The following is a 26,042-nucleotide window of genomic DNA, read 5'->3' as shown; positions in this document are numbered from 1 at the left end:
TTGACGAGAGTACATTTGTACAATTACGCTGTCCATCGAAAAATCACCGGCCAGGGAGATACGTCGTGGCGGATACAGGAACCTCGAAATTGCCGTCTCAGGCACGTGTCGTCATTGTCGGCGGTGGCATTATGGGGTGTGGCCTTGCCTATCATCTGGCGCATGAGGGCTGCAGTGATGTCGTCCTCCTGGAAAAGGCGGAATTGACCTCGGGTTCGACGTGGCACGCTGCGGGCCAGATCACCCATTCCACGTCAAGTTTCGGGCTCGGTAAATGTGTCGGCTACAACATCGATCTTTATTCCGGCGCGCTGGAGGCCGAGACGGGTCAGTCGGTCACCTGGCATGGCTGCGGGTCTTTCCGGCTTGCCTATTCCGAAGATGAGATGGACTGGCTTCGGCACACGATGAGTGTCGGCCGGGCCCTCAAGTTTCCGATGGAGCTGGTTGGACCGGATCGCATCCGGGAGTCGCACCCGTTCTATAATCTTGATGGTGTTCTCGGGGCATTGCACACGCCCGACGACGGTCACGCCGACCCGTCCGGGATCACGCAAGCCCTGGCAATCGGCGCAAGGCAGCTCGGCGTAAAGATCATTCGCCGCTGCAGGACCACTGATATCAAGCAGCAGCCGAACGGCGAGTGGAAAGTGTCCACCGAACTCGGGGACATCACCTGTGAGCACGTCGTCAATGCCGGTGGCACATACGCCCGGCAGATGGGCGAGTGGAGTGGCCTGCAGCTTCCAATGACCTCCATGACTCACCACTATATCGTCACGGATACCGTGCCCGAATTCCTGGAACTCGACAAGGAACTGCCGGTCATCCGCGATGACAAGCTTGTGTCGGGTTACATCCGCATGGAGCAGAAGTCGGGTCTCATCGGCATATACGAAAAGGAAAACCCGAACACAGTTTGGCAGGATTTCTGTCCTTGGGAAGCCGAAAACGAGTTGTTCGAGGCCGATTACGACCGGATCATGCCGTGGCTCGAGAACGCCATGGACCGCATGCCGATTTTCGCCGAACTCGGTATCAAGCGCGAGGTCCATGGTGCGATCTCGCACCCGCCCGATGGCAATCCGCTCATTGGACCGGCGCCCGGCGTGAAAAACTACTGGTGCTGCTGTGGCACACAGATCGGCATCGGTTGGGGACCAGGTCTTACGCGCGAGCTGGCCCGCTGGATCGTGCATGGTTCGGCGGACATTTCCATGCGCGAATTCGACCCGCGCCGGTTCGGCGACTATGCCGACAAGGACTGGCAGGTAATCAAGGCGAAGGAAGATTATTGTCTTCGTCACGAGATTCCGTTCCCGCATTTCAATCGCCTCGAAGGCCGTCCGATCAAGCCAAGCCCGCTATACGAACGCCTCAGGGAAAAGGGCGCCGTCTACGAGGAAGTCTTTGGACATGAACGACCGCGTTGGTTTGCGCGTGGCGGCCTGGAGCAGCGCGACTATTACTCCTTCAAACGCGCTGCGTGGCACGACGTCGTCGCGGAGGAAATGCGTGCGGTCCGTCAAACCGCCGGGATCATGGACATTTCGGCCTTCACCAAGATTGAAGTGTCGGGGCCTGATGCAGAGGGCAGCCTTGACAGGCTGGTCGCCAACCGGTTGCCGAAGAAGGTGGGCGGTATTGCGCTTACCCAAATGCTGAACCGTCGCGGTCGCATCGAGATGGAGCTGACGGTGGTCAGACTGGCAGAGGATCGTTTCTATCTGGTCTGTGCCGCGTTCTTTGAACAGAGACTGCTGGATCACCTTGCACAGAACATTGATGCGGACGGCGTCACCTTGCGTAATCTGTCGACCGATTGGGGAGCCATGGCGCTCAACGGACCGCTCTCGCGCGAGATCTTGCAACCCAACACCTTGGCACCTCTGGACAACCATTCCTTCCGCTGGCTGACCGCGCAGGAAATTGAAGTTGCAGGCCGGAAGCTCTGGGCCTTCCGCATGTCCTACGCCGGTGAACTGGGATGGGAGTTACATGTTCCGCGCGAAGATATGCTCGCCGTCTATGACACGCTCTGTGCAACGGGCGAACCGCACGGCCTGACGGACTACGGCTCCTTTGCGATGAATGCGCTGCGCCTTGAAAAGGGTTTCAAGGGAGCCGGTGAACTCACCAACGAAGTCACGCTACCGGAAGCCGACGTGATGCGTTTCGTCAAACTGGACAAAGGCGACTTTCTGGGAAAAGCGGAAACCGAAGAAAGTGCCGGGTCTGAAGCGCTTCCCTGGGTCTGCGTCTACCTGGAAATCGAGCCGGACGGGATTGAGGATGGTCACGGCGGTGAGGCGGTCCTGCTCGATGGTGAAGCCGTTGGCGCGACGAGCTCGGTCGCCTATGGGCATACCGTCTGCAAGATCCTGGCCTTTGCCTATGTCAAACCGGAAGCTGCCATTCCCGGGAAGACGCTCGAAGTCGTTATCATGAACGGGACCCGCAAGGCCCGCGTGCTGGACGTCCCGGCCTATGATCCAGAAAGCATTCTGCCACGCACGGATGCACCGGTTGGAGTGGCTGCTGAATGAACGCACCGGCAACCATGAATGCCATTGTTCTGGAAGGGCATGGCGGTCTCGATCAACTGGTCTGGCATGAAGACTGGCCGGTGCCGGTGCCGGGCCCAGGCGAGGTCCTGATCCGGGTTGGTGCCTGTGGTCTCAACAACACGGATATCAACACGCGTTCGGGCTGGTACTCCAAAACCGTGTCTGACGCGACAACCGGCGGCGCTTATGACGAGGTAGACGAAAGCGATCCAACCTGGGGCGGTCGGCCGATAACATTTCCGCGCATTCAAGGAGCAGATGCCGTCGGTGTAGTGGTTGCTGTTGGCAATGGTGCGCCGGAGGATCTTCTGCAAAAGCGCGTCATGGTGGATTGCTGGCTGCGCGGCTGGGACGACCCGTTCAACCGGGACAAGACGGGATACTTCGGGTCGGAATGCGACGGCGGATACGCCCAATATGCCAAGGTTGATGCGCGCAATGTAGCTGCCATCCATTCTTCGCTGAGCGATGCGGAACTGGCGACCTTCTCCTGTTCCTACACCACTGCCGAAGGCATGCTCAGCCGGGCCAATGTGAGTGGGGATGATACGGTCCTTGTCACCGGTGCTTCCGGAGGGGTCGGTTCGGCCCTGGTCCAGTTGGCCAAACGGCGTGGCGCCACTGTTGTCGGGCTGGCGTCTCCGGCAAAACATGACGACCTACGCGCACTCGGAGCCGAAGTTGTTCTGGAACGGACTCCAGGGGATCTGAAGGCGGCGCTCAAGACAGCGATTGGCAATGACACTGTCTCTGTTGTCGCCGACATTGTCGGCGGCTCGTACTGGGGCACGTTGATTGATGCCCTGGAACGTGGCGGCCGCTACACCTGCTCCGGCGCAATTGCGGGCCCGATGGTCGATTTCGATCTGAGGACATTTTACCTGCGTGACCTGACCTTTACCGGCTCGACAGTCGTTGAACCGCATATCTTCAATGACCTGGTCGGTTACATCGAGCGCGGCGAAGTCCGGCCGGTCCTGGCGGCAACCTATCCGCTTGAGGAATTTCATGCGGCCCAGACCGCGTTCATCGAGAAGAGACACACGGGCAACATCGTGGTGTTGCCATGAAGATCTCCCGCATCTCTGTCTGGGCCGTGTCCCTGCCTCTTTCCAAGCCTTATTGGCTCTCCGGCGGCCGTTTGAAATTCGAGGAAATCGACAGCACCTTCGTGCGCCTTGAAACCGACACGGGCCTGGTCGGCTGGGGGGAAGGCTGCCCGTGGGGGCACACCTATCTACCGGCGCACGGATCGGGTTTGCGGGCGGCTCTTGGTTTGCTCGCACCGGCGCTGATCGGGCGTGACCCAAGGGCGCTGGACGACATCAATCGGCTCATGGACGTCACCTTGCCGGGGCACCCTTACGCAAAGTCACCGCTCGACATTGCCTGCTGGGATTTGCTCGGCAAAGCAAGTGGCCAACCGCTCTGGCGTCTCCTGGGTGCAGAAGCTGCCGCGCCGGTGGACATCAATTCTTCCATTTCTACCGGGTCACCGGAGGAGATGATCGCCGATATCAGAACAGCGAGCGAGCTAGGTTACCGAACCCACTCGGCCAAGATCGGAGGCAGTGACTTTGCAGCCGATATTGAACGCATCGAAGCCATTTCACGGACCCTGCCAGAGGGCGAACAAGTCACTTTCGATGTCAACCGGGCGTGGACCCCTGGCGTTGCGCTGCAGGTTCTGAATGCGGTCGGTGCAAGGGACTGGATCGAACAGCCCTGTGAAACCCTGGATCAGTGTGCTGTGGTCGCAGCGCAAGTGCCCCAACCGATCATGCTGGACGAGTGCCTGCACACCTTCCAGGACCATCTGGATGCCTGGAGACGCAACGCCTGCCAGGGCGTCAAGGTCAAACCCAACCGTGTCGGCGGCCTGACAAGGGCCCGGCAGATACGCGACTTCGGTGTTTCCGTCGGCTGGCAGATGCATATCGAGGATACCGGCGGCAGTGCCTTTGCAGATACGACCGCCCTGCATCTGGCAGCTTCAACGCCAGAGGTCAACAGGCTGGCCAGCTGGCTTTGCCACGCGCACCTGTCGCGCGACCCCGTGCCCGACCAGGGCGGGCGGAACAGAAACGGCCTTGTTCAACTGTCCGAAACACCGGGTGTCGGACTGAATCCGGACCCGGGCCTTCTTGGAGACCCCGTTGCTGTTTATGGAGGCGAGTAGTGACAAACTTTCCCGATTTCCGCATTTCCGGACTAACACTGTGGCGGGTGCCGCTGACCAGCCACGAGACCTACAATATGGCCTCGGGCAAAACCTGCGCAACGGTCGACAGCATGGTGCTCCGGATCGAAACCGACCAGGGGATCTCCGGCTGGGGTGAAGTCTGCCCGATCCCGCATTACCTGCCGGCCTATGCCAACGGGGTCGCTCCGGCTCTGGAGGAACTGGCGCCGGTGCTGATCGGTGCCAACCCCGTGGGCGTGGACGCCCTGATGGCGGCCTGCAAGTCGCATCTTCTGGGCCACCCATACGCGCAGTCCGCGATCGACATTGCGCTTTGGGACCTGACGGGAAAAGCCTGCGGTGTGCCGGTCTATACGCTTCTGGGCGGTCAACAGAACCAGGACCTGCCGCTCTATCATTCCATAACCTGCATCGCGCCGGAGGAGATGGCCCGGATCGCAAAGGAAGCGATCTCTGCCGGCATGCGCCAGATCCAGGTCAAGCTCGGAGCTGATGACAACTGGGAGGCAGACGTTGCACGCCTGCGTTTTGTGCGGGAAGCCGCCGGTGCTGGCCCTCTTGTCTATGGCGACTGGAATTGCGGTGCGTCCCGGTTGGATGCCACCCGTGTCGGGCGTGCTGTCTCAGATCTCGACATCATGCTGGAACAGCCCTGTGCAACACTTGAAGAATGCGCGGCCGTGAGACACGCGACAAACCTGCCGATGAAGCTGGACGAGAATGCTCACGACACGGCAACGCTCCTGAAGGCCTATGAACTGGGGTGCATGGATGCTGTCGCCCTGAAGCTCAGCAAGTTCGGTGGCATCTCTGAGCTTCGACGGGCCCGGGACCTTTGCCTCTATTTTGGTGCCCGGATGTGTATCGAGGACACCTGGGGCTCGGATGTGGCAACAGCGGCGGCGCTGCATGTTGCGGCCGCTACACCGCCGAAAGCCATCATGAACGTTTGTGATTTGTCGGGCTATGTCAGCCCGCGTATTGATGCCGATGCTCCCGTTCGCTCCAAGGGGCGGATTTCGCCGCCGGTCGGACCTGGCCTCGGTGTCTGGCCCGATGCGGATGCGCTCGGGGTGCCTGTTCTTTCCATTGCCGCCTGAGGAGGGCGTATCCATGAAAACCTCGATCTCTCAACAGGATTGGAAAGACCGCGCGGCGCAGGTGTTGCCCGCGGCCGGTTTCGGCAATTTCGATCCGGGCCTCATCATTCGCGAAGGCAAAGGATCACGCGTCTGGGATGAGGACGGAAACGAGTTCATCGACTACCTCATCGGCTCGGGTCCGATGCTGGTGGGCCATGGCCACCCGGAAGTACTGGAGGCCGTTCAGGAGCAGCTGGGCAAGGGCCTGACGTTCTTCACCAGCAATGCACGCGGCATCGAGCTGGCGGAGGTGCTGGTGGAAGCGGTGCCATGTGCAGATCAGGTGCGGTATGTCTCCACAGGCGGTGAGGCGGACATGTATGCCATGCGCCTTGCGCGGGCGCATACCGGACGCGACAAGATCCTGAAATTCGAAGGTGGCTATCACGGAATGTCCGGCGAAGCATTGATGAGTCTCGCGCCAACACAGCTGGTCAATTTTCCGCAGGCGGTCCCAGACTCTGCCGGAATTCCGGACGGCGTTCGCGACAATATGCTGATTGCCCCGTTCAACGACGTCGCCTTCGCAACCTCGCTGATCGAGGAACGCGCCGCCGAGATTGCCTGCATTATCGTGGAGCCTTTGCAACGCCTGATCCCGCCTGAGGAAGGGTTTCTGCTGGCCTTGCGCAATCTTGCCACGAAGCATGGCATCGTTCTCGTATTTGACGAGGTTGTAACCGGCTTCCGGTTTGCGTATGGCGGTGCCCAGGAATATTACGGGGTGGTACCCGACCTGTGTACGCTTGGGAAGATCATCGGCGGCGGATTTCCCCTGGCCGCGATTGCAGGAAAGTCTGAAATAATGGCGCACTTCGACAAATCTTTGGTCGGAGCGGAGGGGTACACATTCCAGGTCGGAACGCTCAGCGGGAATCCTGTTGCAAGCGTTGCCGGCCTCAAAACACTGGAAATTCTGAAACGTTCCGGTGCATACGAGACCCTGCGCCGAAATGGCGAGAGGCTCATGCAGAGTTTCAGAACCCACCTGGAAGCAGCCGGCGTGGCACATAAGATTGTTGGTGAACCGATGCTGTTTGACGTGGTTTTCACTGACCGCCCCGTCAGGAGTTACCGGGACATGTTCAACAACGACACCGCAAAATCGAAGGCATTCAACACAAACCTCAGGTCGAATGGCATCCTCAAGCCGGACAGCAAGCTTTATGCACACCTGGCTCTCACCGAAGAAGATCTTGAGCAGACCGATGAGGCACTGGCCAAAGCGGCACAAGCATGTGAACAGGCTGGCTCGGCAAATCAGATTTGAGGCCACTCAACGATTTGGAGGTCGATCGGACTTCATCCAAAAATGTTGGATCTGAGAGCTCATAGATTGTCGCTGGTCTGTCCCGAAGCGCATCGAGTGAAAAAAAGAAGGCCAAAATTCTACTACGACTTAAGCCTATTCTGAGCACCCTTTCCAGAAACCAGCATTGGCATGCAAGGCTCCTTCTATCACCAATCCGATTGCGGTCCAGTTTCGGACATTCCAACAACGCACAGCAAAAGTCCGCTCCCCGCCCTCCTGTGAATTTGGTCGCTCACGGCCCGGAGCGGTCGCTAGTATCCATCGCGGGGAAAGTCGGAAACGAGCCCATAGTCACCGATGCTGCGCGATGCACGGATGTCGGCTTCACGGAAAACCACAGACTTGCGGGCCCTTTTACTTCCCGACATGCCTTGCTTCTAGCAGTGTCATTCGGGGTACTCCGGACCTGTTCGAGAAACGCAACCGAATTTCCATGGGCTATTTTGGCTACTTGAAATCGACGTAGCCGTGCGCGCTGGCGTGGCGTTTCAATGCTCTGCATGCCTCTGCCCACGATTGGTCCTTGTCGTCAAACGCTGAACGCAAGTATGCCCATGTCATGCGCTGGACGACTGCCATGCGGTCGGGGTCCTCGTCACTTGTTTCTTTGGCATCATAGCCTGAAACGCCACCGAGCCCGTGTTTTCCGCCAATCAGGGTCAGCATCGCGTCCGCGCCGGGACTCTCGCGGAAGGGATCCTTGTACCAATCCGCGCCACGCACCGTGAGGTGTGCGGCCACGTCGGCGTCACCGGCAACCACCAGAGTTTGTGTAGTCATATGAGAGAAGTCCGGGTTCAGAGCCGAATAGTTTTCCTTTGCGTTATCGCTTAGGCTGTCACCACCGTTTCCCGGGGCGGCCAAAAGGACGCCGGCCGTAATCCGCGGCTCGATCATGTTGACGTCTGTTGCTTCCGGGTCTTTTGGGTCGGTCAGCCGCGCGCCAAGCAGCATACCAACGGTCTGCCCGCCCAAGGAATGCCCTACTGCTGCGACTTTTCTATGATCAAGGCGTCCGGCGATGGTGGGAACCAAAGCCTCGATGTCATCAAGGTGATCCAGGATTATCGACATGTCCTTGACACGCGAGCGCCAGAACAGCGGACCGCCCGGCGCGTCGGAGGGCAGTCCGGCGACCTTTGCATTCACGTGGGTTGGCTGGATCACAACAAATCCATGCCCGGCATAGAAATTCGCAAGCGGGCCATAGCCGTCCTTTGATGGAATATAAAGCGAGGGCCCATGCCCGTGCGACAGCAGGATGATCGGCAGGTTGCGCCCCGTTGCGGGCGCTGTGATGCGCATTTCCAAAGGCACGCAGCGATCTGGCGCCTCCAACGTCACGGGGCTGATGGAAATGGTCTGCGTCGGGTCATTGATTGGGATATGACGGGCGTCGGTGATGAGGTTGTTCATGGTTTCATTGTCCGTTCTGGCAAAAAAACTGGTCAAGTGCGTCGTGTTGAAGTAAATAAACGGAACGACGCTCCGTATACAGATACGGAACGATGTTCCGATTGTCAATATTTAACGGATCAGCGTTCCGTTTGATTGTTCTTGGAGGATTCATTGAGCGACGAAACAACAATTCCAGCCGATGGCGCAAAGCCCGCGATGACAAAGGAAAAAAGGGTGCGCGCCGATGCACAGCGCAGCACAGACGCCCTATTGGAGGCTGCCAAGAAGGTATTTGCGACATCCGGTGTTGATGCTCCGGTTCGCGAAGTTGCCGAGAGGGCAGGCGTGGGAATCGGCACCGTCTATCGCAACTTTCCAACGCGGTCAGATTTGATCGCCGGCGTCTTTCGCCGCGAGGTTGACGCTTGCGTGGCCGAAGCGACCACCCTCGCCAACACGCATCCCCCGTGCGACGCTCTGTCCTTGTGGCTGCATCGCTATACGCAGTTCATCGCGACGAAGAAGGGGCTCGCGTCCGCCCTGCATTCCGGTGACCCGGCCTTTGCGACGCTGCCGGATTACTTTCGCGAGAATTTTGAACCCGCCCTCGCCGCGTTGCTCAATCAAGCCGCGGATGCGGGAGACATCGGTGGTGACGTTGAGCCCTACGACTTGCTTCGCGCCATCGGGAACCTTTCTGTTGCGTCTGGCGCGGATGGGGCAGCCCACATTCGCCGCATGGTCGATCTGTTGATTCAGGGGCTGCGATACAATGGGTCAGCACCCTAATCAGCGTCTTGTTTGCGCAGATCTTCGCTCAGCATGTCAATGAAACGGCGGACCCGCGCGTCGAGAAGACGCTTGTGTGGAAAGAGGGCGACGATAGGAACCGCGCCGAACTTCACGCGCGGCAGAACATGTTCGAGGCGGCCTTCCGCGATGTCCTGGCCCACCATGATCCGCGTCAGCAGCGCGATACCGCGCCCTGCCAGTGCCGCTTCTCGAAGGGCTTCGCCGCTGTCGCACCTCAGGCGAACGCGTCCCTGGACGCGGAACGCCGTCTCGTCCTCCTCGTGCAATATCCAGCTTTGCCGCTCATGTCCGCTTGCAAACTGTAGAAGGTCGTGGCGGCTCAGTTGTTCTGCGTTCAATGGCCTTTCGCGCGTCTCGAAATAGGACGGAGCGGCACAAAACAGCGTCTCGCTTCTCAAGAGCGTCCGGACGACGAAACCCTGTTCGGGCGAACTCACCGCAATGCGGATCGAAAGGTCGAAGCCGGTTTCAACAACGTTGTCGACGCGGTCAGAGAAGCTGATCTCGATTTGCGTTTGTGGCCAATGCTCCAGGTAGCGGTAGACAGTTGGAAGCAACAAGCGACGTCCAAGGCCATCTGGCGCAGTGATCCGCAGCGTGCCGCGCGGCGTGGTGGGATTGCCCGCGACACTTTCATCGGCGGCCTCGATGGCCGCCCGGACGGCCTGTCCATGCTCATAAAGGCTACGGCCCTCCTCGGTAAGATCGAGCGCGCGCGTGGTGCGGTTCAGCAGCCGGACCCCATAGCTGTCCTCCAGTCTGGCGACCGCTTTCCCTGCAGTTGAACGCGTCAGGCCAAATGCCTTGCCGCCAGCAACGAAACTCCCGGTTTCGACCACCGAGAGAAAGACAAGGATATCGTTCACCTTCGATCCAGTCATTGACCCAAAGTGTAGCACACGGATCGCTACTGAGGCGAACCCTGTTCGCTCTGCTGCAGATCTATGTCTTTGGGCATGACAGCCAAAACAGGAGAAACACATGTCCGCTTCAATTGATCGTATGAACCCGCCCGCCCTGCCTGATGCAGGTAATGTCGGGTATTCCCAGATTTCCATCACACATCCTGCGCCTCTGGCGTTCGTGTCTGGCCAAGTAGCCTGGAGTGCCGATGGGACGCCCGCGCCCGCATCTCTGGCAGAGCAGACCGCAGTCGTGGTCGCAAACCTGCAAGGGGCGCTGGATGCACTGCAAGCATCGCCGGACGACATTGTTCAGATGCGTATCTACGTGACCGACCTACGGCCCGAGACGCAAGAGATCGCGATGACCGAGATCATGCGCTTTCTGCGTGGCGCACAGCCAAGCCTCACCGGCATCGGCGTTGCCGCACTGGCCGGTCCCGACTTGCAAATAGAGGTGGAAATGGTGGTGCAGGTCGCTGCCTGACCGAAGCTCATGAAAGGCACCAAGATGGCTAAACCTACCCAAAACTAACCTGAACCAACCCGACGAGAGGTGCTGCTGACCGGTGCAGTCGCTTCCACAGCAACCTTTCTGTCGACGGTCGCGTGCGCACAAACACAACGTGAAATCAAAGGAGTTCTAGAAATGTCGACCTTCACAACAACCGACGGCACTGAAATCTTCTACAAGGACTGGGGTCCGAAGGACGCTCAACCCATCTTTTTCCACCATGGCTGGCCGCTGAGCAGTGATGACTGGGACAACCAGATGCTGTTCTTTGTCTCCGAGGGCTACCGCGTCATCGCCCATGATCGACGCGGGCATGGCCGCTCTAACCAGACGGATATCGGCCATGACATGGATACCTATGCCGCCGATGTGGCCGAACTTATCCAGGAACTGGACCTGCGAAATGCGGTTCATATCGGCCATTCCACTGGCGGCGGCGAAGCTGCCAGATACGTAGCGCGCGCCGAAGCGGGACGGGTGGCCAAGGCCGCTTTGCTTGGGGCCATCCCGCCCTTGATGCTGAAAACGGACGCCAATCCTGATGGCGTTCAGATGGAGGTGTTCGACGGCTTCCAGTCAGCCCTGATCGCAAACCGTGCGCAATTTTACCTCGATGTGTCGTCCGGTCCCTTCTTTGGCTTCAACCACGACGGTGCCGAAGTCAGTCAGGGCCAGATCCAGAACTGGTGGCGCCAGGGCATGATGGGCAGCGCGTCTGCGCATTATCAGTGTATCGAGGTTTTCTCTGAGACTGATCAGACAGAGGACCTCAAAGCAATCGATGTGCCTGTTCTGGTCATGCACGGCGAATATGACCAGGTTGTGCCGATTGCCAACTCAGCACACAAGGCGGTCAAGTTGCTGAAAAACGGGACGCTGAAGACCTACGAAGGTCTGTCACACGGTTTCTTTGCTACGCATCCCGACCTTGTTAATGCCGATCTGCTGGCGTTTATCAATGCCTGATTTCGATTTGCTGCGGAGGACCTTTCTTCCGCAGCAGAGCAAAGGCAGCCGTTGGCGCAGCCGCAGCGAAGGGGCATTCCGTCCGCAGTGCAGCCCTTGTGCGGATTGCAGCATTAAGCCTGCTTCGAGTTCGAAGCGGACTCCCGTTGTTGGTGTTCTTGCTCCTCGAACTTGACCCATGAGTTTGATTTGCAACAGACTGGTCTGGAAAGGGGAAAACAGTTGGAAGCCAGTCTCCATCGTTCAGGATTTCTCATCCGACCCAGCTTGGCAGAGGACCGATTGGAGGTTGCTGAGCACATATTTGGAGACGTCGAAGTAGCCAAAACCCTTGTCCACAATGTATCGTCGCCCGAAGGTGCATTGGCTGCGACGGACGCATGGATTGACAATCTTGCAGCTGACGGGAAAAACAATTCTGGCAATCCGGTGTACACTGGTCTTTGGACCATCCGCGACGCAGCCAATGACAATCAGTTTGTCGGAATACGCGGTGTGTTTGTCGCACCGGGACTTCCAAAAAATTCAGTTGCGACCTTTGTTGCAATCGCTCGAGCATACTGGGGAAATGGCGTTTCGGGCGATTCCTCGATCTTGCTTTGCCAACAAGTGTTTGAGAAATCTGACGTAGAAGCGATCTACACACGTGTCTGGCCCAAACTGAATCCGGCGAGCGATGCAGTTCAACGCCGTTTGGGTTTCGTGCCAGCCGAACGACATACTCTCAGGGATACATTTGGTGAGCAGCGGATGCTGGAGGTCCTGGACTTTGATCTTTGGCGGGCGTCAAGGCTCCAAAATGATGAGTTCAACGAGACTCTCCGGCAATGTTCGATACGGATCGGGCAACTTGCGGCAGAAGACTTGCTTGAGCCTGAAACTGCAGTAGCGCAACTTATTTCAGCGCTACCCGAAGCACTTTCGCGATCCGAAGATGTTCAGGCTCAGGTGGTTGATGACTTGCGACTGGGATTATTAAACCCCGCTTGGGCAAGCTATCGAATGTCTCGCGATGCATGGGGCATGATGAAGGGCAGCTGAACGGCTTGATTTTTGTGATTACTGAACGACGGATTTGTCCGCGTTGTTGCTGTTGGTTCCATCTGCAGCGAAAGCCTGCTTCGAGCCAATTCCGTTGAAAAACCCCCGTGTTTCGCATGTTTGAAGGAACATTTGAGTTCCGGTGGCGAGGTCCCGTCGTTGCGCGCGGACTTGTCGATAACCGGGATATGCGGGGCGATCCCGCGTTGACGCTCCAACCAATCGAGCATGTGGCCAGCACCATCGGCGGGTTCAGCGATCAGGCGCTCGGGTGTCAGATCAAACCTGTCGTCCACCGGTCTATCATGGTGCGCACCGCGCCGAGTTCGGCTTGCCGGATTGAGCGCGTGGCTTCGACATCCAAAATGATCGAATGATCGGTATCGATCAGATAGTTTGCGGAATAAACGAAGTAAGCAGGGCCGCCGCGTGCGCCGGTCCACTGGGTTGCCGGGTCGGAATGAGAGGTAAACTTAGGCCCCACCGGACTGGCTGCGCCGAAGGCTTCATCATCCAGCGTTTCCAGATATTCCCGCACTGCACGCGGTGCATCGGCAGGATCAATCTTGTCAGGCTCCCAGTCCGCTTGCGGTATGGAATTCTGCCGGTTGGCATCTGCCTGGATCAGACTGGCATCGGCCGCAAGTCGTTGCCCACTGACCAACCCTTCCTCAATGCAACGGGCCACGACCGTTTCAAAGACATGCCGCAACAGATCACTGTCCCGGAACCGTCCGTGGCGGTTCTTCGAGAAAGTCGAGTGGTCCGGTATTGGATCGCGCAGATCAAGGCGGCAAAACCGGCGGTAGGCCAAGATTGAGATGGACTTCGTCGCACAGCCGACGCTCGGAGCGGATCCCCATCGTGTAACCGACCAGCAGCATACGGATCAGCAAACCGATTCCCACACCGAGGAGGATGGCAGGGGGGAATCGGTAGATCGGTATCCACAACCATCTTGGCCATGAATACCGCTGCGGCTCCGGGGATCGCCGCGACTGAAAGATCAATTTCTGCGGTGAGCAGAACGAAAACCAAACCGAGTGCAATGATCCCTGTCACTTTGGATTGGATCAGCAGGTTATTGAGATTGCGACTGGTCAGGAACACGTCGGACTGAAATGCGAAGAAGATCAACGACCTAACCAGAGCGGCACCATGACCTTCTCATAAATTTCCGGTTCATTGCCCTGGAGTTGGAAGGTCGTGTTCAGATCTTCCCGGGTGATTCATCGCAACTTCAACTCTATCAGCCCTTGCGGAACAATCGCGTCAATCACCGTCAATTTAACCGTAGAAGCATTCCATCCATTTTCGAAATTCGGTATCCGCAAGAAATGCCAGCCGGTGGCGCAAGCATCGGCCTTGCGCAGACAACGCAACAAATCGCAACAAACAAACGCTTGCCGCCCGAATGGAAACGAATTGATGACGGCCAAAGCGATCACTTGTCTTCAACGCATCAGCGGTCTCGAGCAGTTGTCGCGCGCAAGGAACTCAACTCTCCAGAAGACGCTTTAACGAGATGACGGCGGCAGAAGTCCGATTTTCCACGCCAAGTTTCCCAAATATCCGATCAAGATGCTTGTTCACCGTTCGCGGGCTCATCTCAAGTATCGCCGCAATTTCCTTGTTGGACTTTCCGTTTGCGATCCACATCAGGACCTCGGCCTCACGCTCGGTCAGGTCAAATGACTTTCTCAAGATGTCGGAGGGCCGGCCGTCGACCATTTCTGCAACCCGCAGGAGATGTTCGCCGGAACTGATTTGCCCGGCATAACTGAAACGCAGTTTTGTACCGCCCATGGTGGTCACGACATCATTGGAGACATGCGCACCCCTGCCTGCTTCGATGAGGTAATTTCGCAGCCATTCGACTGTGTCTTGTGTCAATTGACCAGAGGGGACCTCGCCTTGACGCCAACTGTCGTCGATTAGAGCCATGGCTTGCGTGGTTGCCCAACAGATCGCTCCAGAAAGATCGACTGAAACCAAGAAACGCCCGGATGCATCAAGTGCCACATGCGCACTGTGTGAATTTCGCGCATTCGCAATGTGAACACGCAGTCTTGCAATCAGTTCTTCCGGATCTACCGGCTTTGTAATGTAGTCTACTCCGCCAGATTCCAATCCTCGCACAATATGTTCTGTCTGACTTAGTCCGGTCATAAAGAGTACCGGCACGTCGCGAAGCGCTTCGTGCCGCTTTATCTGCTTGCTGGTCTCGAAACCATCGAGTTCCGGCATGACAGCGTCCATCAATATTGCGCTTGGCGTCACTTTGGTGGCGATGTCGATCGCCTTCCGGCCATCCTGAGCCACCAGCACTGTGTAACCGGCCTCTTCCAATGCACTGGTCAGCATGCCCAGGGACGCAGGAGCATCGTCAACTACAAGAACGGTTTCACTTGGACTAGGAGCATTCATGATCATGTCCAAGCCCTTCCAGTACCTTGTCATATTGAGTGAGGTCGAATTCGCGGATCAATCGGCGCATATGGTCAACAAAGTCTGCTGCATTCGGTTCATGTGCCTCTATGTCGTCAAGTTTGGCGCGAATGCCGCGAACGTATCCGAGGCTGCTCAGTTGTTTCAGCATTTCCAGGCTTTCTATGGAAGGTAGGGCGTTTTCACGGAATACTTGCCCGGAAGCCAAAGTCGGGAAATGTAACTGTGCGCGCTCCTTGGACGGCGTCGTCCGCCAGACGAGCTTCAGGCCTTGTTGAAGCTTGTCCTGGAGATCCTGCAATCGGATGGGTTTCACCAGATAGTCATCATGAAAAATCCTATGCAGGGGATCGCGACCGCTCTCGTCCGCATTTGCGGATATCATGATGATCACCGCATCGCTGTGACCGTTTTCACGCAACATTCTTGCGAGTTCCCAACCGCTCATGCCTGGCATGCTGATATCTAGGAGAAATACGTTCGGTCTTTCAGTCTCGACATTTTCCAGACAGGCTTGGCCGCTGGCAGCAGTCAGAACCTTGAAACCAAGCGGATTTAAGAAGTCTTGAATAAGAGACCGTTGAGCCGCGTCATCGTCAACGACCATCACGGTCTGGATCGCGCCTTCATAGCCGCTGACGCGCTTTTCGTCCTGCACGGCTTCCCTGGGAGCATTGGCTGCGCTCAAAAGAATGCGCACCTTAAAAGTACTGCCCACTCCTTTTTCGCTCTGGACCTGAATGTCGCCACCCATGATTTCGCTCAACAGCTTGGTAATCGTCAAACCGAGGCCGGTTCCAGGCACGCTTGCACTGCCTTCTTCTTCGATCCGTTCGAACGGGTTGAAGATGCGATCAATATTTTCCTCGGCAATGCCTATACCAGTATCCACGATCGAAAATTCGGCGACCTGGCTGTGATAGTTCACAACAAGGCTTACGCTCCCGCGTTCCGTCGATTTTATTGCGTTGGACAAAAGGTTTATCAGAACTTGTCGTAACCTCTTTTCGTCACCAAAGACAAATCGCGGCAGATTATCGGCGGGCAGGAACGCGAATTTCAGCGCCTTCGCATCGGTTTGCAATCGAAACATGTCAACGATCTGGGTGAGAAACTCATGCAGGTTAAAGCGTTCCCGATAAATGGTCAGGTGACCTGCCTCGATCTTTGAAATGTCGAGCAACCCTTCAATCAGACCGGCCAGATGGTCGGCGGAGTGCTGAATGACTTTGACCGCATCCCGGCGATGCGCAGGGATCGTAGGGTCTTTGCGCAACAGCTGCGCATAGCCCGCGATCGCGTTGAGAGGAGAGCGCAATTCGTGACTGATTCCCACCACGTATCTGCTCTTGGCCTGATTGGCTGCTTCGGCCGCTTCCTTGGCTTTCTGAAGTTTGGAGTCGGTTCGCTTGTGCGCCCGGATCTCTTTCATCAACAGGCCGGTCTGACGCCGGGTCTCTTCATTGGCGAACTTTCGGCTTTCATGAACCAGAACGAAAAGCCATGCCATGACCCCGGAGATCAGCAACAATATAAAGAATACCTGGGTCAAGGCTCTCGCGACGCCTTGCTTCCCATCCAATGTCGGTTGCGTCCCCGCTTCCACAAAAACGAGATAGAGGATCCCGCCAAGCAAGGCCGTTGAGATCAGCATGACCCCAAGATAAATACCCACACGCGACCCGAGCCATGCGGCGGTCTGGGAAGGCAGCATGGCATGCAGCAACGAGGAAATCTGGTCGCCCCATCGGGCATTTTCCTTACAATCGTCGTCACATCGGGCATCCAAAGAGCAACACAGGGAGCAGATTGGACCCGTGTAAACGGGGCAATGAGTCATATCCTCGTGCTCAAACGTGTGTTCACAGATGCAACACTGGATCTTCTGCTTCTTCTCGCCGGTTTTCGAAACCAATTCCACAGCTTCCCGGGCGATGTAAAAACGCCCTTTGGTCACGTAGGCGATAAACGGCGCCAACAAGATTGCAGTGAACAGAGCGATATAGCTTGCGAGCGCATGTGCCGTCTGGCCGAAAAAGCCGGAGTAGGCAACAAATGCGATAACGCTGGCCGCGGTCATCGAACCAAGCCCAACGGGATTGATATCGTAGAGATGGGCTCGCTTGAATTCTATGTAAGGCGGGCTCAAGCCCAGGGGCTTGTTGATCACAAGATCGGCGAACAGTGCACCGATCCAGGCCACGGCGACAATCGAATAAAGCCCCAGTGTCCGCTCGAGGGCCTTGTAGACCCCCAGTTCCATCAGAGTAAGAGCGATGACGACATTGAAAACGAGCCAGACAACCCGGCCCGGGTGACTGTGTGTCAACCGGGAAAAGAAATTGGACCAGGCAATCGAACCGGCATAGGAGTTGGTGACGTTGATCTTGATCTGACACACGACAACAAAAATACCGGTCAGAGCAATCGCGACTTCGGGTGTGGTTACCTTGCTGAAGGCGACCAGATACATGTGTGTCGGTTCAACGGCCTTGTCTGGCTCGAGACCGCTCTGAAGCGCGACAACGACAAGAAACGACCCCATCAGCAATTTGAATATACCGACGACAATCCAGCCTGGACCCGCCGCTAGAAGCGCGAACCACCAACTGGCACGACGTCCCTGTCTTTGCCGAGGCAGAAATCGAAGGAAGTCGACCTGTTCTCCAATCTGGGCGATCAGTGAAAACAGCACGGCGCTGGCAGCGCCGAAATAGAAGAGCTCGAACTGGCCATCCTCATTGCCAAACCGGCCCGAAAAACGCTGCCAGTCCTCAATGGGTGCCACCCCCTGCCATGCCAGGAACGCAAATGGAACCAGTTGGAGAATGATCCAAAGAGGTTGCGTATAGACCTGCAGACGGCTGATCAGCGTGATCCCGTAAATCACCATCGGGATAACGATCAATGAACAGATCAGGTAACCGATATTGAGCGGGATCCCCAGGAACAGCTCGAGTGCCGTTGCCATGATCGCCGCTTCCAACGCGAAAAAAATGAAAGTAAAGCTTGCATAGATCAGCGAAGTAACAGTTGAACCTATGTACCCAAATCCTGCACCCCGGGTCAGCAGGTCAATGTCTACTCCGTACTTTACTGCATAGTAGGATATCGGCAATCCGGTCACGAAAATGAGTAAGCCGACGAACAGTATGGCGGGGACTGCGTTGGAGAACCCATAGTTATATGTAATCGCAGCTCCAATCGCCTCGAGAGCGAGAAACGAAATGGCACCGAGTGCCGTGTTCGCAACCCATATGGGTGACCAGCGTCTGGCGCTCTTTGCCGTAAAGCGCAGGGCATAGTCTTCCAAGGTCTGGTTTGCGACCCATTGGTTATACGTTCTGCGCGAGCGGACAACTCGTTGATAACCTGCCATATACCCCCGCCTTGCTGTCGCCGTTCAATTTGTCGCTCAGATTTTGTGCATTGCAACCTTATGATCGCACTTCCTCGCTCAATCTCGCAGCAACAAATGCTCTCACGTAAACAAATATCTTTGTATTCCGTTTATTTTTGCAATTTTCATGCCTGTTTTGGCAATTATATTTTTTACGTTCTATAATTTTGAAATATTTTCCTGAAAGCGGCAAAACTAAACATGATCTAAAACAGTATTTTATTTGTTCATTTTAGAATACTCCATTTTATCACGCTACTAGGCAATCAAATACTCTGACATGAATTTACAGATCAGGGAATCAGTCAATTGACCCACAGCAACTGACGCATTGCGGCACTGCACAATTTTCGGAGAGATTTAGGCCATGCAGCGGCGCTCGAGGGAGCCCTGCTACAACTTCAAACCAGACAGGGGTCCAAGTATGCGACGCGTGAAAGACGTTATTCAAAGCCGGTTGTCCCGGCGGTCACTCCTTGCCGGGACGGCGGCTGCGGCAATACTTGCTGCGAGCAGTTCCATCGCCCCCACATTCGCTGACGAAGTGAATACCACAGGACTTGCCGTCACTGATGACACGGTCACGGTAGGCATTCTCCATTCCGTGACAGGCACAATGGCAATCTCCGAAACGGGATCGGTGCAGGCTGAAAAGTTGGCAATTGAGCAGATCAACGCCATGGGCGGCGTATTGGGACGAAAAATAGAATACACACAGGAAGACGGCGCTTCAGATTGGCCGACATTCGCAGAAAAAGCCAAGAAATTGCTGGTGAATGATAAGGTCGCAGCAGTATTCGGCTGCTGGACTTCGGCCTCGCGCAAAGCAGTATTGCCAGTCTTCGAGCAGTATAACGGTATGCTTTATTATCCGACGTTTTACGAAGGTCTCGAGCAATCGCCGAATGTTATCTACACGGGCCAGGAAGCCACGCAGCAAATCATCGCCGGGATTGACTGGGTAGCGAAGGAAAAAGGTGCCAAAAGCTTCTATCTGCTGGGCTCTGATTACATCTGGCCGCGGACATCCAACAAGATTGCGCGCAAACACATTGAAAAACTCGGTCACAAGGTCGTCGGTGAGGAGTATTATCCCCTTGGCCACACCCAATTCAATTCGGTGATCAACAAGATCAAGCTCAAAAAGCCCGATGTCATCTACGCGATTGTCGTCGGCGGTTCCAACGTCGCCTTTTACAAACAGCTCAAGGCTGCGGGCATCGACATGACGAAGGAAAAGCCGCTGCTTCTGACCATTTCCGTGACCGAGGACGAAATTCGAGGCATTGGTGGTGAGAACATCGAAGGCGCTTACGCCGCGATGAAATATTTCCAGTCGCTCGACAATGAAAACAACATGGAATTCGTCAAGTCATTCAAGGAAATGTGGGGCGACGATATCGTCATCGGCGATGTCACACAGGCCGCCTATCTTGGTCCTTGGCTCTGGAAGGCTGCTGTTGAAAAAGCCGGCAGTTTCGACATTGACAAAGTCCGCCTCGCGTCGCCTGGCATTGAGCTGACGACTGCACCTGAAGGTTATGTCCGAGTTCACGAGAACCATCATTTGTGGTCCAAGACGCGGATAGGTTTGGCAAAACCCGACGGTCAATACGAGCTGGTGTACGAGACAGCTGAGCTGATGGAACCGGATCCATTCCCGGAAGGCTATCAGTAAGCCTCGATCAGGCTTCTCCCGAGGAACTGGAGTGCCTGTCGGCTAGACAAGCAATCCGAACCGGCGCTGCGTGAAAGCAGCACACGCAGCGCCGCATCAGTCATTTTCCTTCACCAAATCCTTAGGGAGCTTCGCCTAACGCGTTGCCCCGGAACATGGAGACGTGCGCAATGTTCGCCGACTATACCTGGACAGAACTCGGGTCCATTTTCGCCATGCAGGGATTTGCCGGGCTAATCCTCTTTTCCGTATTCGTGTTGATGGCCCTGGGGCTTGCGATCATTTTCGGACAGATGGGCGTGATCAACATGGCGCACGGCGAGTTCATGATTCTGGGCGCGTACGTTACCTATTTGTGCTCCAATTTTTTTGAAGCCTACCTTCCAGCCCTCTTTGGTATCTATTTCTTCTTCGCCATGGCACTGGCATTTCTGGCTGCCGGAACGCTCGGTGCGCTCGTTGAATGGTCGCTCATACGGCACTTGTACAAACGACCGCTCGACACTTTGCTGGCGACATGGGGCCTGAGCCTCATTCTTCAACAGGCTTACCGGTCGATCTTTGGCGCACGCGAGGTGGGAGTGACGCTGCCGAACTGGTTGCTTGGTTCCGTGCCGCTGACTGACATTATCGAAATTCCCATCAACGGCATCTTTGTCATGGTCCTGACCTTCGTCATCGCCATCGCCGTCTATTTCATTTTATTCCGCTCGCGGATGGGCATGCAAACCCGTGCGGTTGTCCAAAACCGGGTCATGGCGGGTGCTGTCGGTATCAATACCGAAAAGGTTGATCGAAACACATTTGCACTCGGTTGCGGCATCGCGGGAATTGCGGGAAGCGCGTTCACAATGATCGGGTCCACAGGACCAACAGCCGGCCAGCTCTACATTGTCGACACCTTCCTCATTGTTGTTTTCGGTGGAGCCGCCAGCCTGGTTGGAACCATCGCCTCTTCCTTCGCTATCAGCCAAGCGCAGTCGACAATGGAGTTTTTCTTGTCAGGCTCAATGGCAAAAGTCCTGACCCTCCTGACTGTCGTCGGCATCTTGATGTTGCGCCCTCAGGGTTTGTTTTCACTCAAAATCCGTCGCTGAGGAGGTTCTGATGACAAGCAACAAGTCCTTCATGTCCCGGCAAGAGCTACTAGGCATCCTTGTCGTTTCGGCACTTCTCTTCATTGTTATGCCGCTCGCAATGGACATCTTTCGGCTGAACTTGTTCGGCAAATATCTCACATATGCATTTGTGGCAGTGGGCCTTGTATTGTGCTGGGGCAAGTGCGGAATTTTGAGCCTTGGCCAGGGAGTATTCTTCGGACTAGGTGGCTACTGCATGGCCATGTACCTGAAGCTGGAGTCCTCGACGCCCGAGGCGACGGCTATCCAGTCGACGCCGGGCATTCCCGACTTCATGGACTGGAACCAGATCACGGCGTTGCCCTGGTTCTGGGAGCCCTTTAACAGCCTGACTTTCACGCTGCTTGCAATCATCGTTGTGCCTGCCGTCTTCGCCTTCATCATCGGCGCGGCGATGTTCAAACGGCGTGTTGGCGGCGTCTATTTCGCCATCATCACCCAGGCGATCGCTGCAATCCTGACCATCCTGATTATCGGTCAACAAGGCTATACGGGCGGCGTAAACGGGATTACCGACCTCAGAACACTCAAGGGGTGGGACATCCGCACAGATGACGCGAAGTATATCCTCTACTATGTCAACGGTGCTCTGCTGGTCGGCGTCCTGTTGCTCAGTCAGATCGTGCTCAAGAGTAAACTCGGCCGATTGCTCGTGGCAGTTCGCGATCAGGAGGATCGCGTCCGCTTTTCCGGCTATGACGTTTCCAACATAAAGATCTTCGTCTTCTGTTTCGCAGCGGTTTTTTCGGCAATTGGCGGAGCGATGTTCACGCTTCAGGTCGGTTTCATGTCACCGTCCTTCGTCGGCATCGTTCCATCGATCGAAATGGTGATTTTCTGTGCCGTCGGCGGCCGGTTGTCCATCTTGGGGGCCGTCTACGGGACATTGCTTGTCAACTGGGCCAAGACGACCTTTTCCGAGACATTCCCGGAACTTTGGCTCTTCGGTCTCGGCGGGTTGTTCATCGCCGTGGTGCTGGTGTTTCCGAATGGTTTGTCGGGTCTCTACCAGTCCTACCTTGCACCTCTCGTGGACCGCGTCGTTTCTGCCGGCAAGCGCAACAGCCGCACCGACGCTGCTCCTCCCCCATCCTCAGGCTTTGGTGCCGAAACGACTGCAAAAGCTGCAGAATAGGAGGTACAAGTGAATACGCTCAACAACAACACCGATTTTCTGCTGTCGATTGAAAATCTTACGGTCTCCTTCGATGGCTTCAAAGCAGTTGACGATCTCAACCTTTACGTCGACGAGAACGAGATCCATGTGATCATCGGCCCGAACGGGGCCGGCAAAACCACTGTGCTCGACCTCATATGCGGTAGAACCAGATCAACAGACGGCTCGATCAAATTCCGTAACAAGGAACTGACCAGTATGCGCGAACACGAGATTGTTCGCGAAGGGGTCGGCCGCAAGTTCCAGAATCCGTCCATTTATGAAGATTTGACGGTTTTCGAGAACCTAGAACTCTCTTTCCCGCGGGGACGAAGCGTCTGGGGTGCACTGACATTTCAGAGAGACCAGGACGTAAAGATCCGTGTTCATGAAATCGCCGAAATGGTCTTCCTCAACGAGCTTCTCGACAAGCAAGCGGCTCTTCTCAGCCACGGTCAAAAACAGTGGCTGGAGATCGGCATGCTGCTGATCCAGGACCCTGAGCTTCTAATGCTGGACGAGCCGGTCGCCGGAATGAGCGTTTCGGAGCGCAAGCAGACCGCGAAGCTTTTGAACGAGATCACCAAAGGCCGCTCCGTGATGGTGGTTGAGCACGACATGAAGTTCGTCGAAGACATCGCCCACCGAGTTACCGTTCTACACCAGGGAAAGATCCTTTCTGAAGGTTCCATGGCCAAGGTGCAAGCAGACCCGAATGTCATCGACGTCTATCTCGGCCACTAGGAGGCTCCAATGCTGAATGTTGCGCACTACCACGTCGCCTACGGCCAGAGCGAAGTTCTGCATGGCCTCGACTTCACAGTCGCCCCTGGCGAAATTATCGCCATCATGGGACGCAATGGCATGGGCAAGACAACGCTCATGAAATCCTTGATGGGGATCGTTCCGACCAAGGATGGCGCAGCAGCCGTCGACGGTGTCGATGTCACGACGATGAAGAGCTACGAGCGCGTGGCAAACGGCATCGCTTATGTGCCGCAGGGTCGATTGATTTTCCCAACGATGACCGTGCAGGAAAACATCGAGACCGGCCTGTCCCTCAGCGGCAGACGCAAAGTTCCTGGAGACATATACGAGTTGTTTCCCGTGCTGCTCGACATGAAGAGCCGTCGTGGCGGCAACCTCTCAGGGGGACAGCAACAACAGCTCGCCATTGCACGAGCACTCGCAACCAATCCGAAGGTGCTGCTGCTCGATGAACCGACCGAAGGCATCCAACCGTCGATTATCCGCGAAATGGCCCGCGTTCTGAAGCGTATCCGCGATGAACGCGAGCTCTCCATCGTCGTATCGGAGCAGGTTCTGTCCTTCGCCCTCGACGTCGCTGACCGCGTGCTCGTTCTTGAGAACGGGCGGCTTGTGCACGATGAGCCGCGAGAAAGCGTCGACGAGGAAAAGGTCGCCGCGTTCCTGTCGGTTTGATCCCAATACACGATCAACAAAACCCATACCACACGCATTAATGAGGAGTAGCCCAATGGCAGATACATTGATCTCGGTGGACTTGAGCGAGTCGCCGCATACAAATGAAAAGGTTCACAATCGCTGGCATCCGGACATTCCGATTGCGGTCTGGGTGGAACCGGGCGACGACTTCAGGATTGAGACCTACGACTGGACGGGAGGTCAGATCAAGAATGACGACGACGCCGCAGACGTGCGTGATGTCGAACTCGAACAGGTTCATTATCTTTCCGGCCCGATCGGCGTAAAGGGTGCGGAGCCTGGCGATCTTCTTGTGGTCGATATTCTGGACATCGGTGCCAAGGAAGAAATGCTCTGGGGCTTCAATGGCTTCTTTTCGAAGCAAAACGGCGGTGGTTTTCTGACTGAACACTTTCCGGAGGCGCAGAAATCGATCTGGGACATAGAAGGCATGTTCACTCGCTCGCGCCACGTACCTGGCGTGAGATATGCGGGCCTTATTCATCCCGGTTTGATCGGTTGCCTGCCGGATCGATCGATGTTGGACATGTGGAACACACGCGAAAAGGCACTTTTCGACACCGATCCTGACCGCGTTCCTGCGCTGGCGGCACTGCCGAACACCCAGTCAGCTCATATGGGCCAGTTGAAGGGAGAGGCAAAGCAAGCCGCAGCGGCAGAAGCTGCCCGTACCGTTCCGCCACGCGAACACGGCGGCAATTGCGACATCAAGGATCTGTCGCGTGGCTCAAAGATCTACTTCCCTGTCTATGTCGATGGCGCCGGTCTTTCGATGGGTGATCTTCATTTCAGCCAGGGTGATGGTGAGATTACCTTTTGTGGCGCTATTGAAATGGCGGGCTGGCTGCACATCCGCGTTAGTCTGATCAAGGACGGTGTTGCGAAATACGGTGTCAAGAATCCGATTTTCAAGCCGTCGCCGATTACGCCGAAATATGATGACTATTTGATTTTCGAAGGCATCTCGGTGGATGAAGCAGGGACACAGCACTACCTCGACGTCCATATCGCATATCGCATGGCATGTCTTAACGCGATCGAGTATATGAAAAAATTCGGCTACACCGGCGCCCAGGCTTACGCAATTCTGGGCACCGCGCCCGTTCAGGGCCATATTTCGGGTGTCGTCGACATTCCGAACGCCTGCGCAACGCTTTGGCTGCCAACAGATGTCTTCGAATTTGACATGATGCCCGGCGCGGATGGACCATCCAAGTATCTTGACGGTTCGGTCGACGTTCCGCTTGCACCGGACCTTTGACGATTGTCACAACATCACCAAACCGGAGCAAGTCGTCCGGCTTGCTCCGGTCCTTCAAGCGATCAGTTTGTTCAGGACGAACCCATGCCCGTTTATGACTATCTTTGCGCAACCTGTGGGCCGATCTCAGCTCGCCGTCCCATGTCTGAGCATGATGCTCCAATCAGTTGCCCGGCCTGCAAGGCCGTAGCCCCGCGCGCAATCCTGCAGGCTCCCAACATGTCAGGACTATCAACAAGCGACAGGCAGGCACATCAACGTAACGAAACCTCGCGGCACAACCCGAATTTTTCGACAAAACAGGAACGTGAGGATGTTAACCGGGAGACAAGAAAGCGTCATCCGGCCGGCTGTTCTTGCTGTTCTGGATCAAAAGGAAATTTTCGCTCAAGTGCGGTATACCAGGCGGACGGCAGCAAGACATTTCCATCAAAACGCCCTTGGATGATCAGCCACTAATCCAAGTTGCGGTGCATCCGACTTGAAACGACAGCACTCACTGCAGACGCCCGACAAGCTTACCTCGAACATCCTTTCCCCGCCTTCTACAGCCTTAAAGAAGCGCAAATCCAGATTGAACTGTCCGTCGTCAGAGGTTTTGAGCAGATCGGCGGCCTAATCTAGTGGAGGCTCTG

General features: G+C 56.1%; 20 protein-coding genes and 1 pseudogene. 16 read left to right on the top strand and 5 right to left on the bottom strand.

All coding sequences use genetic code 11. The features are described 5' to 3' along the window. Positions 1-65 precede the first annotated feature (65 nt). From LA5095_RS29760 to LA5095_RS29740, 5 genes are read left to right on the top strand one after another with little or no spacing between them, the layout of a single operon-like run. The gene (locus LA5095_RS29760) at positions 66-2,546 is read left to right on the top strand and encodes an FAD-dependent oxidoreductase (protein ID WP_235808908.1); all 2,481 of its coding nucleotides are present in this window, start codon (positions 66-68) and stop codon (positions 2,544-2,546) included. After that, positions 2,543-3,637, top strand: a complete 1,095-nt coding sequence (locus LA5095_RS29755; protein ID WP_055391602.1) for an alcohol dehydrogenase family protein — start codon at positions 2,543-2,545, stop codon at positions 3,635-3,637. Before LA5095_RS29760 ends, LA5095_RS29755 begins: the two co-directional genes overlap by 4 nt. Then, positions 3,634-4,746, top strand: coding sequence for a mandelate racemase/muconate lactonizing enzyme family protein (locus tag LA5095_RS29750; RefSeq protein ID WP_055391601.1), 1,113 nt, complete (start codon positions 3,634-3,636; stop codon positions 4,744-4,746). Before LA5095_RS29755 ends, LA5095_RS29750 begins: the two co-directional genes overlap by 4 nt. Next, positions 4,746-5,870 carry a mandelate racemase/muconate lactonizing enzyme family protein gene (locus tag LA5095_RS29745; RefSeq protein ID WP_055391600.1) on the top strand — a complete coding sequence of 375 codons (1,125 nt, stop codon included), beginning with the start codon at positions 4,746-4,748 and terminating at the stop codon, positions 5,868-5,870. Before LA5095_RS29750 ends, LA5095_RS29745 begins: the two co-directional genes overlap by 1 nt. A 13-nt stretch (positions 5,871-5,883) precedes the next feature. Next, positions 5,884-7,182, top strand: coding sequence for an aspartate aminotransferase family protein (locus LA5095_RS29740; RefSeq protein WP_055391599.1), 1,299 nt, complete (start codon positions 5,884-5,886; stop codon positions 7,180-7,182). Between the two features lie 489 nt (positions 7,183-7,671). Here LA5095_RS29740 and LA5095_RS29735 read toward each other — a convergent pair whose 3' ends face one another. Then, positions 7,672-8,640 (bottom strand): alpha/beta hydrolase family protein, encoded by a 969-nt coding sequence (locus tag LA5095_RS29735; protein WP_055391653.1) that lies wholly within the window; start codon positions 8,638-8,640, stop codon positions 7,672-7,674. A gap of 153 nt (positions 8,641-8,793) precedes the next feature. Between LA5095_RS29735 and LA5095_RS29730 the strand changes: the two genes are divergently transcribed. Next, complete coding sequence (locus LA5095_RS29730; protein ID WP_199485863.1) at positions 8,794-9,411, top strand: TetR/AcrR family transcriptional regulator; 618 nt, start codon at positions 8,794-8,796, stop codon at positions 9,409-9,411. On the opposite strand, the gene LA5095_RS29725 is transcribed toward LA5095_RS29730, so the two are convergent. After that, complete coding sequence (locus LA5095_RS29725; protein ID WP_199485862.1) at positions 9,408-10,301, bottom strand: LysR family transcriptional regulator; 894 nt, start codon at positions 10,299-10,301, stop codon at positions 9,408-9,410. The genes LA5095_RS29730 and LA5095_RS29725 overlap by 4 nt on opposite strands. Before the next feature lie 115 nt (positions 10,302-10,416). On the opposite strand from LA5095_RS29725, the gene LA5095_RS29720 reads away from it, so the two are divergent. The 3 genes from LA5095_RS29720 (at position 10,417) to LA5095_RS29710 (ending at position 12,858) form a co-directional block, all read left to right on the top strand. Further along, the gene (locus LA5095_RS29720) at positions 10,417-10,824 is read left to right on the top strand and encodes a RidA family protein (RefSeq protein ID WP_055391597.1); all 408 of its coding nucleotides are present in this window, start codon (positions 10,417-10,419) and stop codon (positions 10,822-10,824) included. A 162-nt stretch (positions 10,825-10,986) separates the two neighbouring features. Continuing rightward, positions 10,987-11,817, top strand: a complete 831-nt coding sequence (locus LA5095_RS29715) for an alpha/beta fold hydrolase (RefSeq protein ID WP_055391651.1) — start codon at positions 10,987-10,989, stop codon at positions 11,815-11,817. A 222-nt stretch (positions 11,818-12,039) separates the two neighbouring features. Next, the gene (locus LA5095_RS29710; protein ID WP_055404508.1) at positions 12,040-12,858 is read left to right on the top strand and encodes a GNAT family N-acetyltransferase; all 819 of its coding nucleotides are present in this window, start codon (positions 12,040-12,042) and stop codon (positions 12,856-12,858) included. A gap of 149 nt (positions 12,859-13,007) precedes the next feature. Here LA5095_RS29710 and LA5095_RS29705 read toward each other — a convergent pair. From LA5095_RS29705 to LA5095_RS29695, 3 genes and pseudogenes are all read right to left on the bottom strand, one after another. Then, positions 13,008-13,754: pseudogene (locus LA5095_RS29705) on the bottom strand (transposase); the annotation flags it as partial. A 601-nt stretch (positions 13,755-14,355) separates the two neighbouring features. After that, complete coding sequence (locus LA5095_RS29700; protein ID WP_082443007.1) at positions 14,356-15,285, bottom strand: response regulator transcription factor; 930 nt, start codon at positions 15,283-15,285, stop codon at positions 14,356-14,358. Then, positions 15,272-18,685: a hybrid sensor histidine kinase/response regulator gene (locus LA5095_RS29695; RefSeq protein ID WP_055391594.1), complete on the bottom strand. Its 3,414-nt coding sequence runs from the start codon at positions 18,683-18,685 to the stop codon at positions 15,272-15,274. Before LA5095_RS29695 ends, LA5095_RS29700 begins: the two co-directional genes overlap by 14 nt. A 445-nt stretch (positions 18,686-19,130) precedes the next feature. Between LA5095_RS29695 and urtA the strand changes: the two genes are divergently transcribed. The 7 genes from urtA (at position 19,131) to LA5095_RS32205 (ending at position 25,866) form a co-directional block, all read left to right on the top strand. Then, positions 19,131-20,384, top strand: a complete 1,254-nt coding sequence (urtA, locus tag LA5095_RS29690; protein WP_055391593.1) for an urea ABC transporter substrate-binding protein — start codon at positions 19,131-19,133, stop codon at positions 20,382-20,384. A gap of 170 nt (positions 20,385-20,554) precedes the next feature. Then, positions 20,555-21,481: an urea ABC transporter permease subunit UrtB gene (gene urtB, locus LA5095_RS29685; RefSeq protein ID WP_055391592.1), complete on the top strand. Its 927-nt coding sequence runs from the start codon at positions 20,555-20,557 to the stop codon at positions 21,479-21,481. A gap of 10 nt (positions 21,482-21,491) precedes the next feature. Continuing rightward, positions 21,492-22,658, top strand: a complete 1,167-nt coding sequence (gene urtC, locus LA5095_RS29680; RefSeq protein ID WP_055391591.1) for an urea ABC transporter permease subunit UrtC — start codon at positions 21,492-21,494, stop codon at positions 22,656-22,658. A 9-nt stretch (positions 22,659-22,667) separates the two neighbouring features. Next, on the top strand, positions 22,668-23,423 hold the full coding sequence (gene urtD, locus LA5095_RS29675) for an urea ABC transporter ATP-binding protein UrtD (RefSeq protein ID WP_055391590.1): 756 nt from the start codon (positions 22,668-22,670) through the stop codon (positions 23,421-23,423). 9 nt (positions 23,424-23,432) lie between these two features. Beyond that, positions 23,433-24,122 carry an urea ABC transporter ATP-binding subunit UrtE gene (gene urtE, locus LA5095_RS29670; RefSeq protein WP_055391589.1) on the top strand — a complete coding sequence of 230 codons (690 nt, stop codon included), beginning with the start codon at positions 23,433-23,435 and terminating at the stop codon, positions 24,120-24,122. Positions 24,123-24,177: 55 nt separating this feature from the next. Continuing rightward, positions 24,178-25,407 carry a formamidase gene (fmdA, locus tag LA5095_RS29665; RefSeq protein ID WP_055391588.1) on the top strand — a complete coding sequence of 410 codons (1,230 nt, stop codon included), beginning with the start codon at positions 24,178-24,180 and terminating at the stop codon, positions 25,405-25,407. 84 nt (positions 25,408-25,491) lie between these two features. Then, positions 25,492-25,866, top strand: a complete 375-nt coding sequence (locus LA5095_RS32205; protein WP_082443005.1) for an FmdB family zinc ribbon protein — start codon at positions 25,492-25,494, stop codon at positions 25,864-25,866. Positions 25,867-26,042: the final 176 nt, after the last annotated feature.

Source organism: Roseibium album (assembly GCF_001404515.1).
In the GTDB taxonomy this organism is placed as follows: Bacteria; Pseudomonadota; Alphaproteobacteria; order Rhizobiales; family Stappiaceae; genus Roseibium; species Roseibium album.
Note: the sequence above shows the minus strand (reverse complement) of the source record. Positions and strands in the feature narration are given on the sequence as shown.

Excerpts from the sequence above, each read along its gene's own strand:
- LA5095_RS29755 (WP_055391602.1), top strand. The coding sequence starts at position 2,543 with ATGAACGCACCGGCAACCATGAATGCCATTGTTCTGGAAGGGCATGGC.
- LA5095_RS29750 (WP_055391601.1), top strand. The coding sequence starts at position 3,634 with ATGAAGATCTCCCGCATCTCTGTCTGGGCCGTGTCCCTGCCTCTTTCC.
- LA5095_RS29740 (WP_055391599.1), top strand. The coding sequence starts at position 5,884 with ATGAAAACCTCGATCTCTCAACAGGATTGGAAAGACCGCGCGGCGCAG.
- LA5095_RS29735 (WP_055391653.1), bottom strand. The coding sequence starts at position 8,640 with ATGAACAACCTCATCACCGACGCCCGTCATATCCCAATCAATGACCCG.
- LA5095_RS29720 (WP_055391597.1), top strand. The coding sequence starts at position 10,417 with ATGTCCGCTTCAATTGATCGTATGAACCCGCCCGCCCTGCCTGATGCA.
- LA5095_RS29715 (WP_055391651.1), top strand. The coding sequence starts at position 10,987 with ATGTCGACCTTCACAACAACCGACGGCACTGAAATCTTCTACAAGGAC.
- LA5095_RS29700 (WP_082443007.1), bottom strand. The coding sequence starts at position 15,285 with ATGAATGCTCCTAGTCCAAGTGAAACCGTTCTTGTAGTTGACGATGCT.
- LA5095_RS29695 (WP_055391594.1), bottom strand. The coding sequence starts at position 18,685 with ATGGCAGGTTATCAACGAGTTGTCCGCTCGCGCAGAACGTATAACCAA.
- urtA (WP_055391593.1), top strand. The coding sequence starts at position 19,131 with ATGCGACGCGTGAAAGACGTTATTCAAAGCCGGTTGTCCCGGCGGTCA.
- urtB (WP_055391592.1), top strand. The coding sequence starts at position 20,555 with ATGTTCGCCGACTATACCTGGACAGAACTCGGGTCCATTTTCGCCATG.
- urtC (WP_055391591.1), top strand. The coding sequence starts at position 21,492 with ATGACAAGCAACAAGTCCTTCATGTCCCGGCAAGAGCTACTAGGCATC.
- urtE (WP_055391589.1), top strand. The coding sequence starts at position 23,433 with ATGCTGAATGTTGCGCACTACCACGTCGCCTACGGCCAGAGCGAAGTT.
- fmdA (WP_055391588.1), top strand. The coding sequence starts at position 24,178 with ATGGCAGATACATTGATCTCGGTGGACTTGAGCGAGTCGCCGCATACA.
- LA5095_RS32205 (WP_082443005.1), top strand. The coding sequence starts at position 25,492 with ATGCCCGTTTATGACTATCTTTGCGCAACCTGTGGGCCGATCTCAGCT.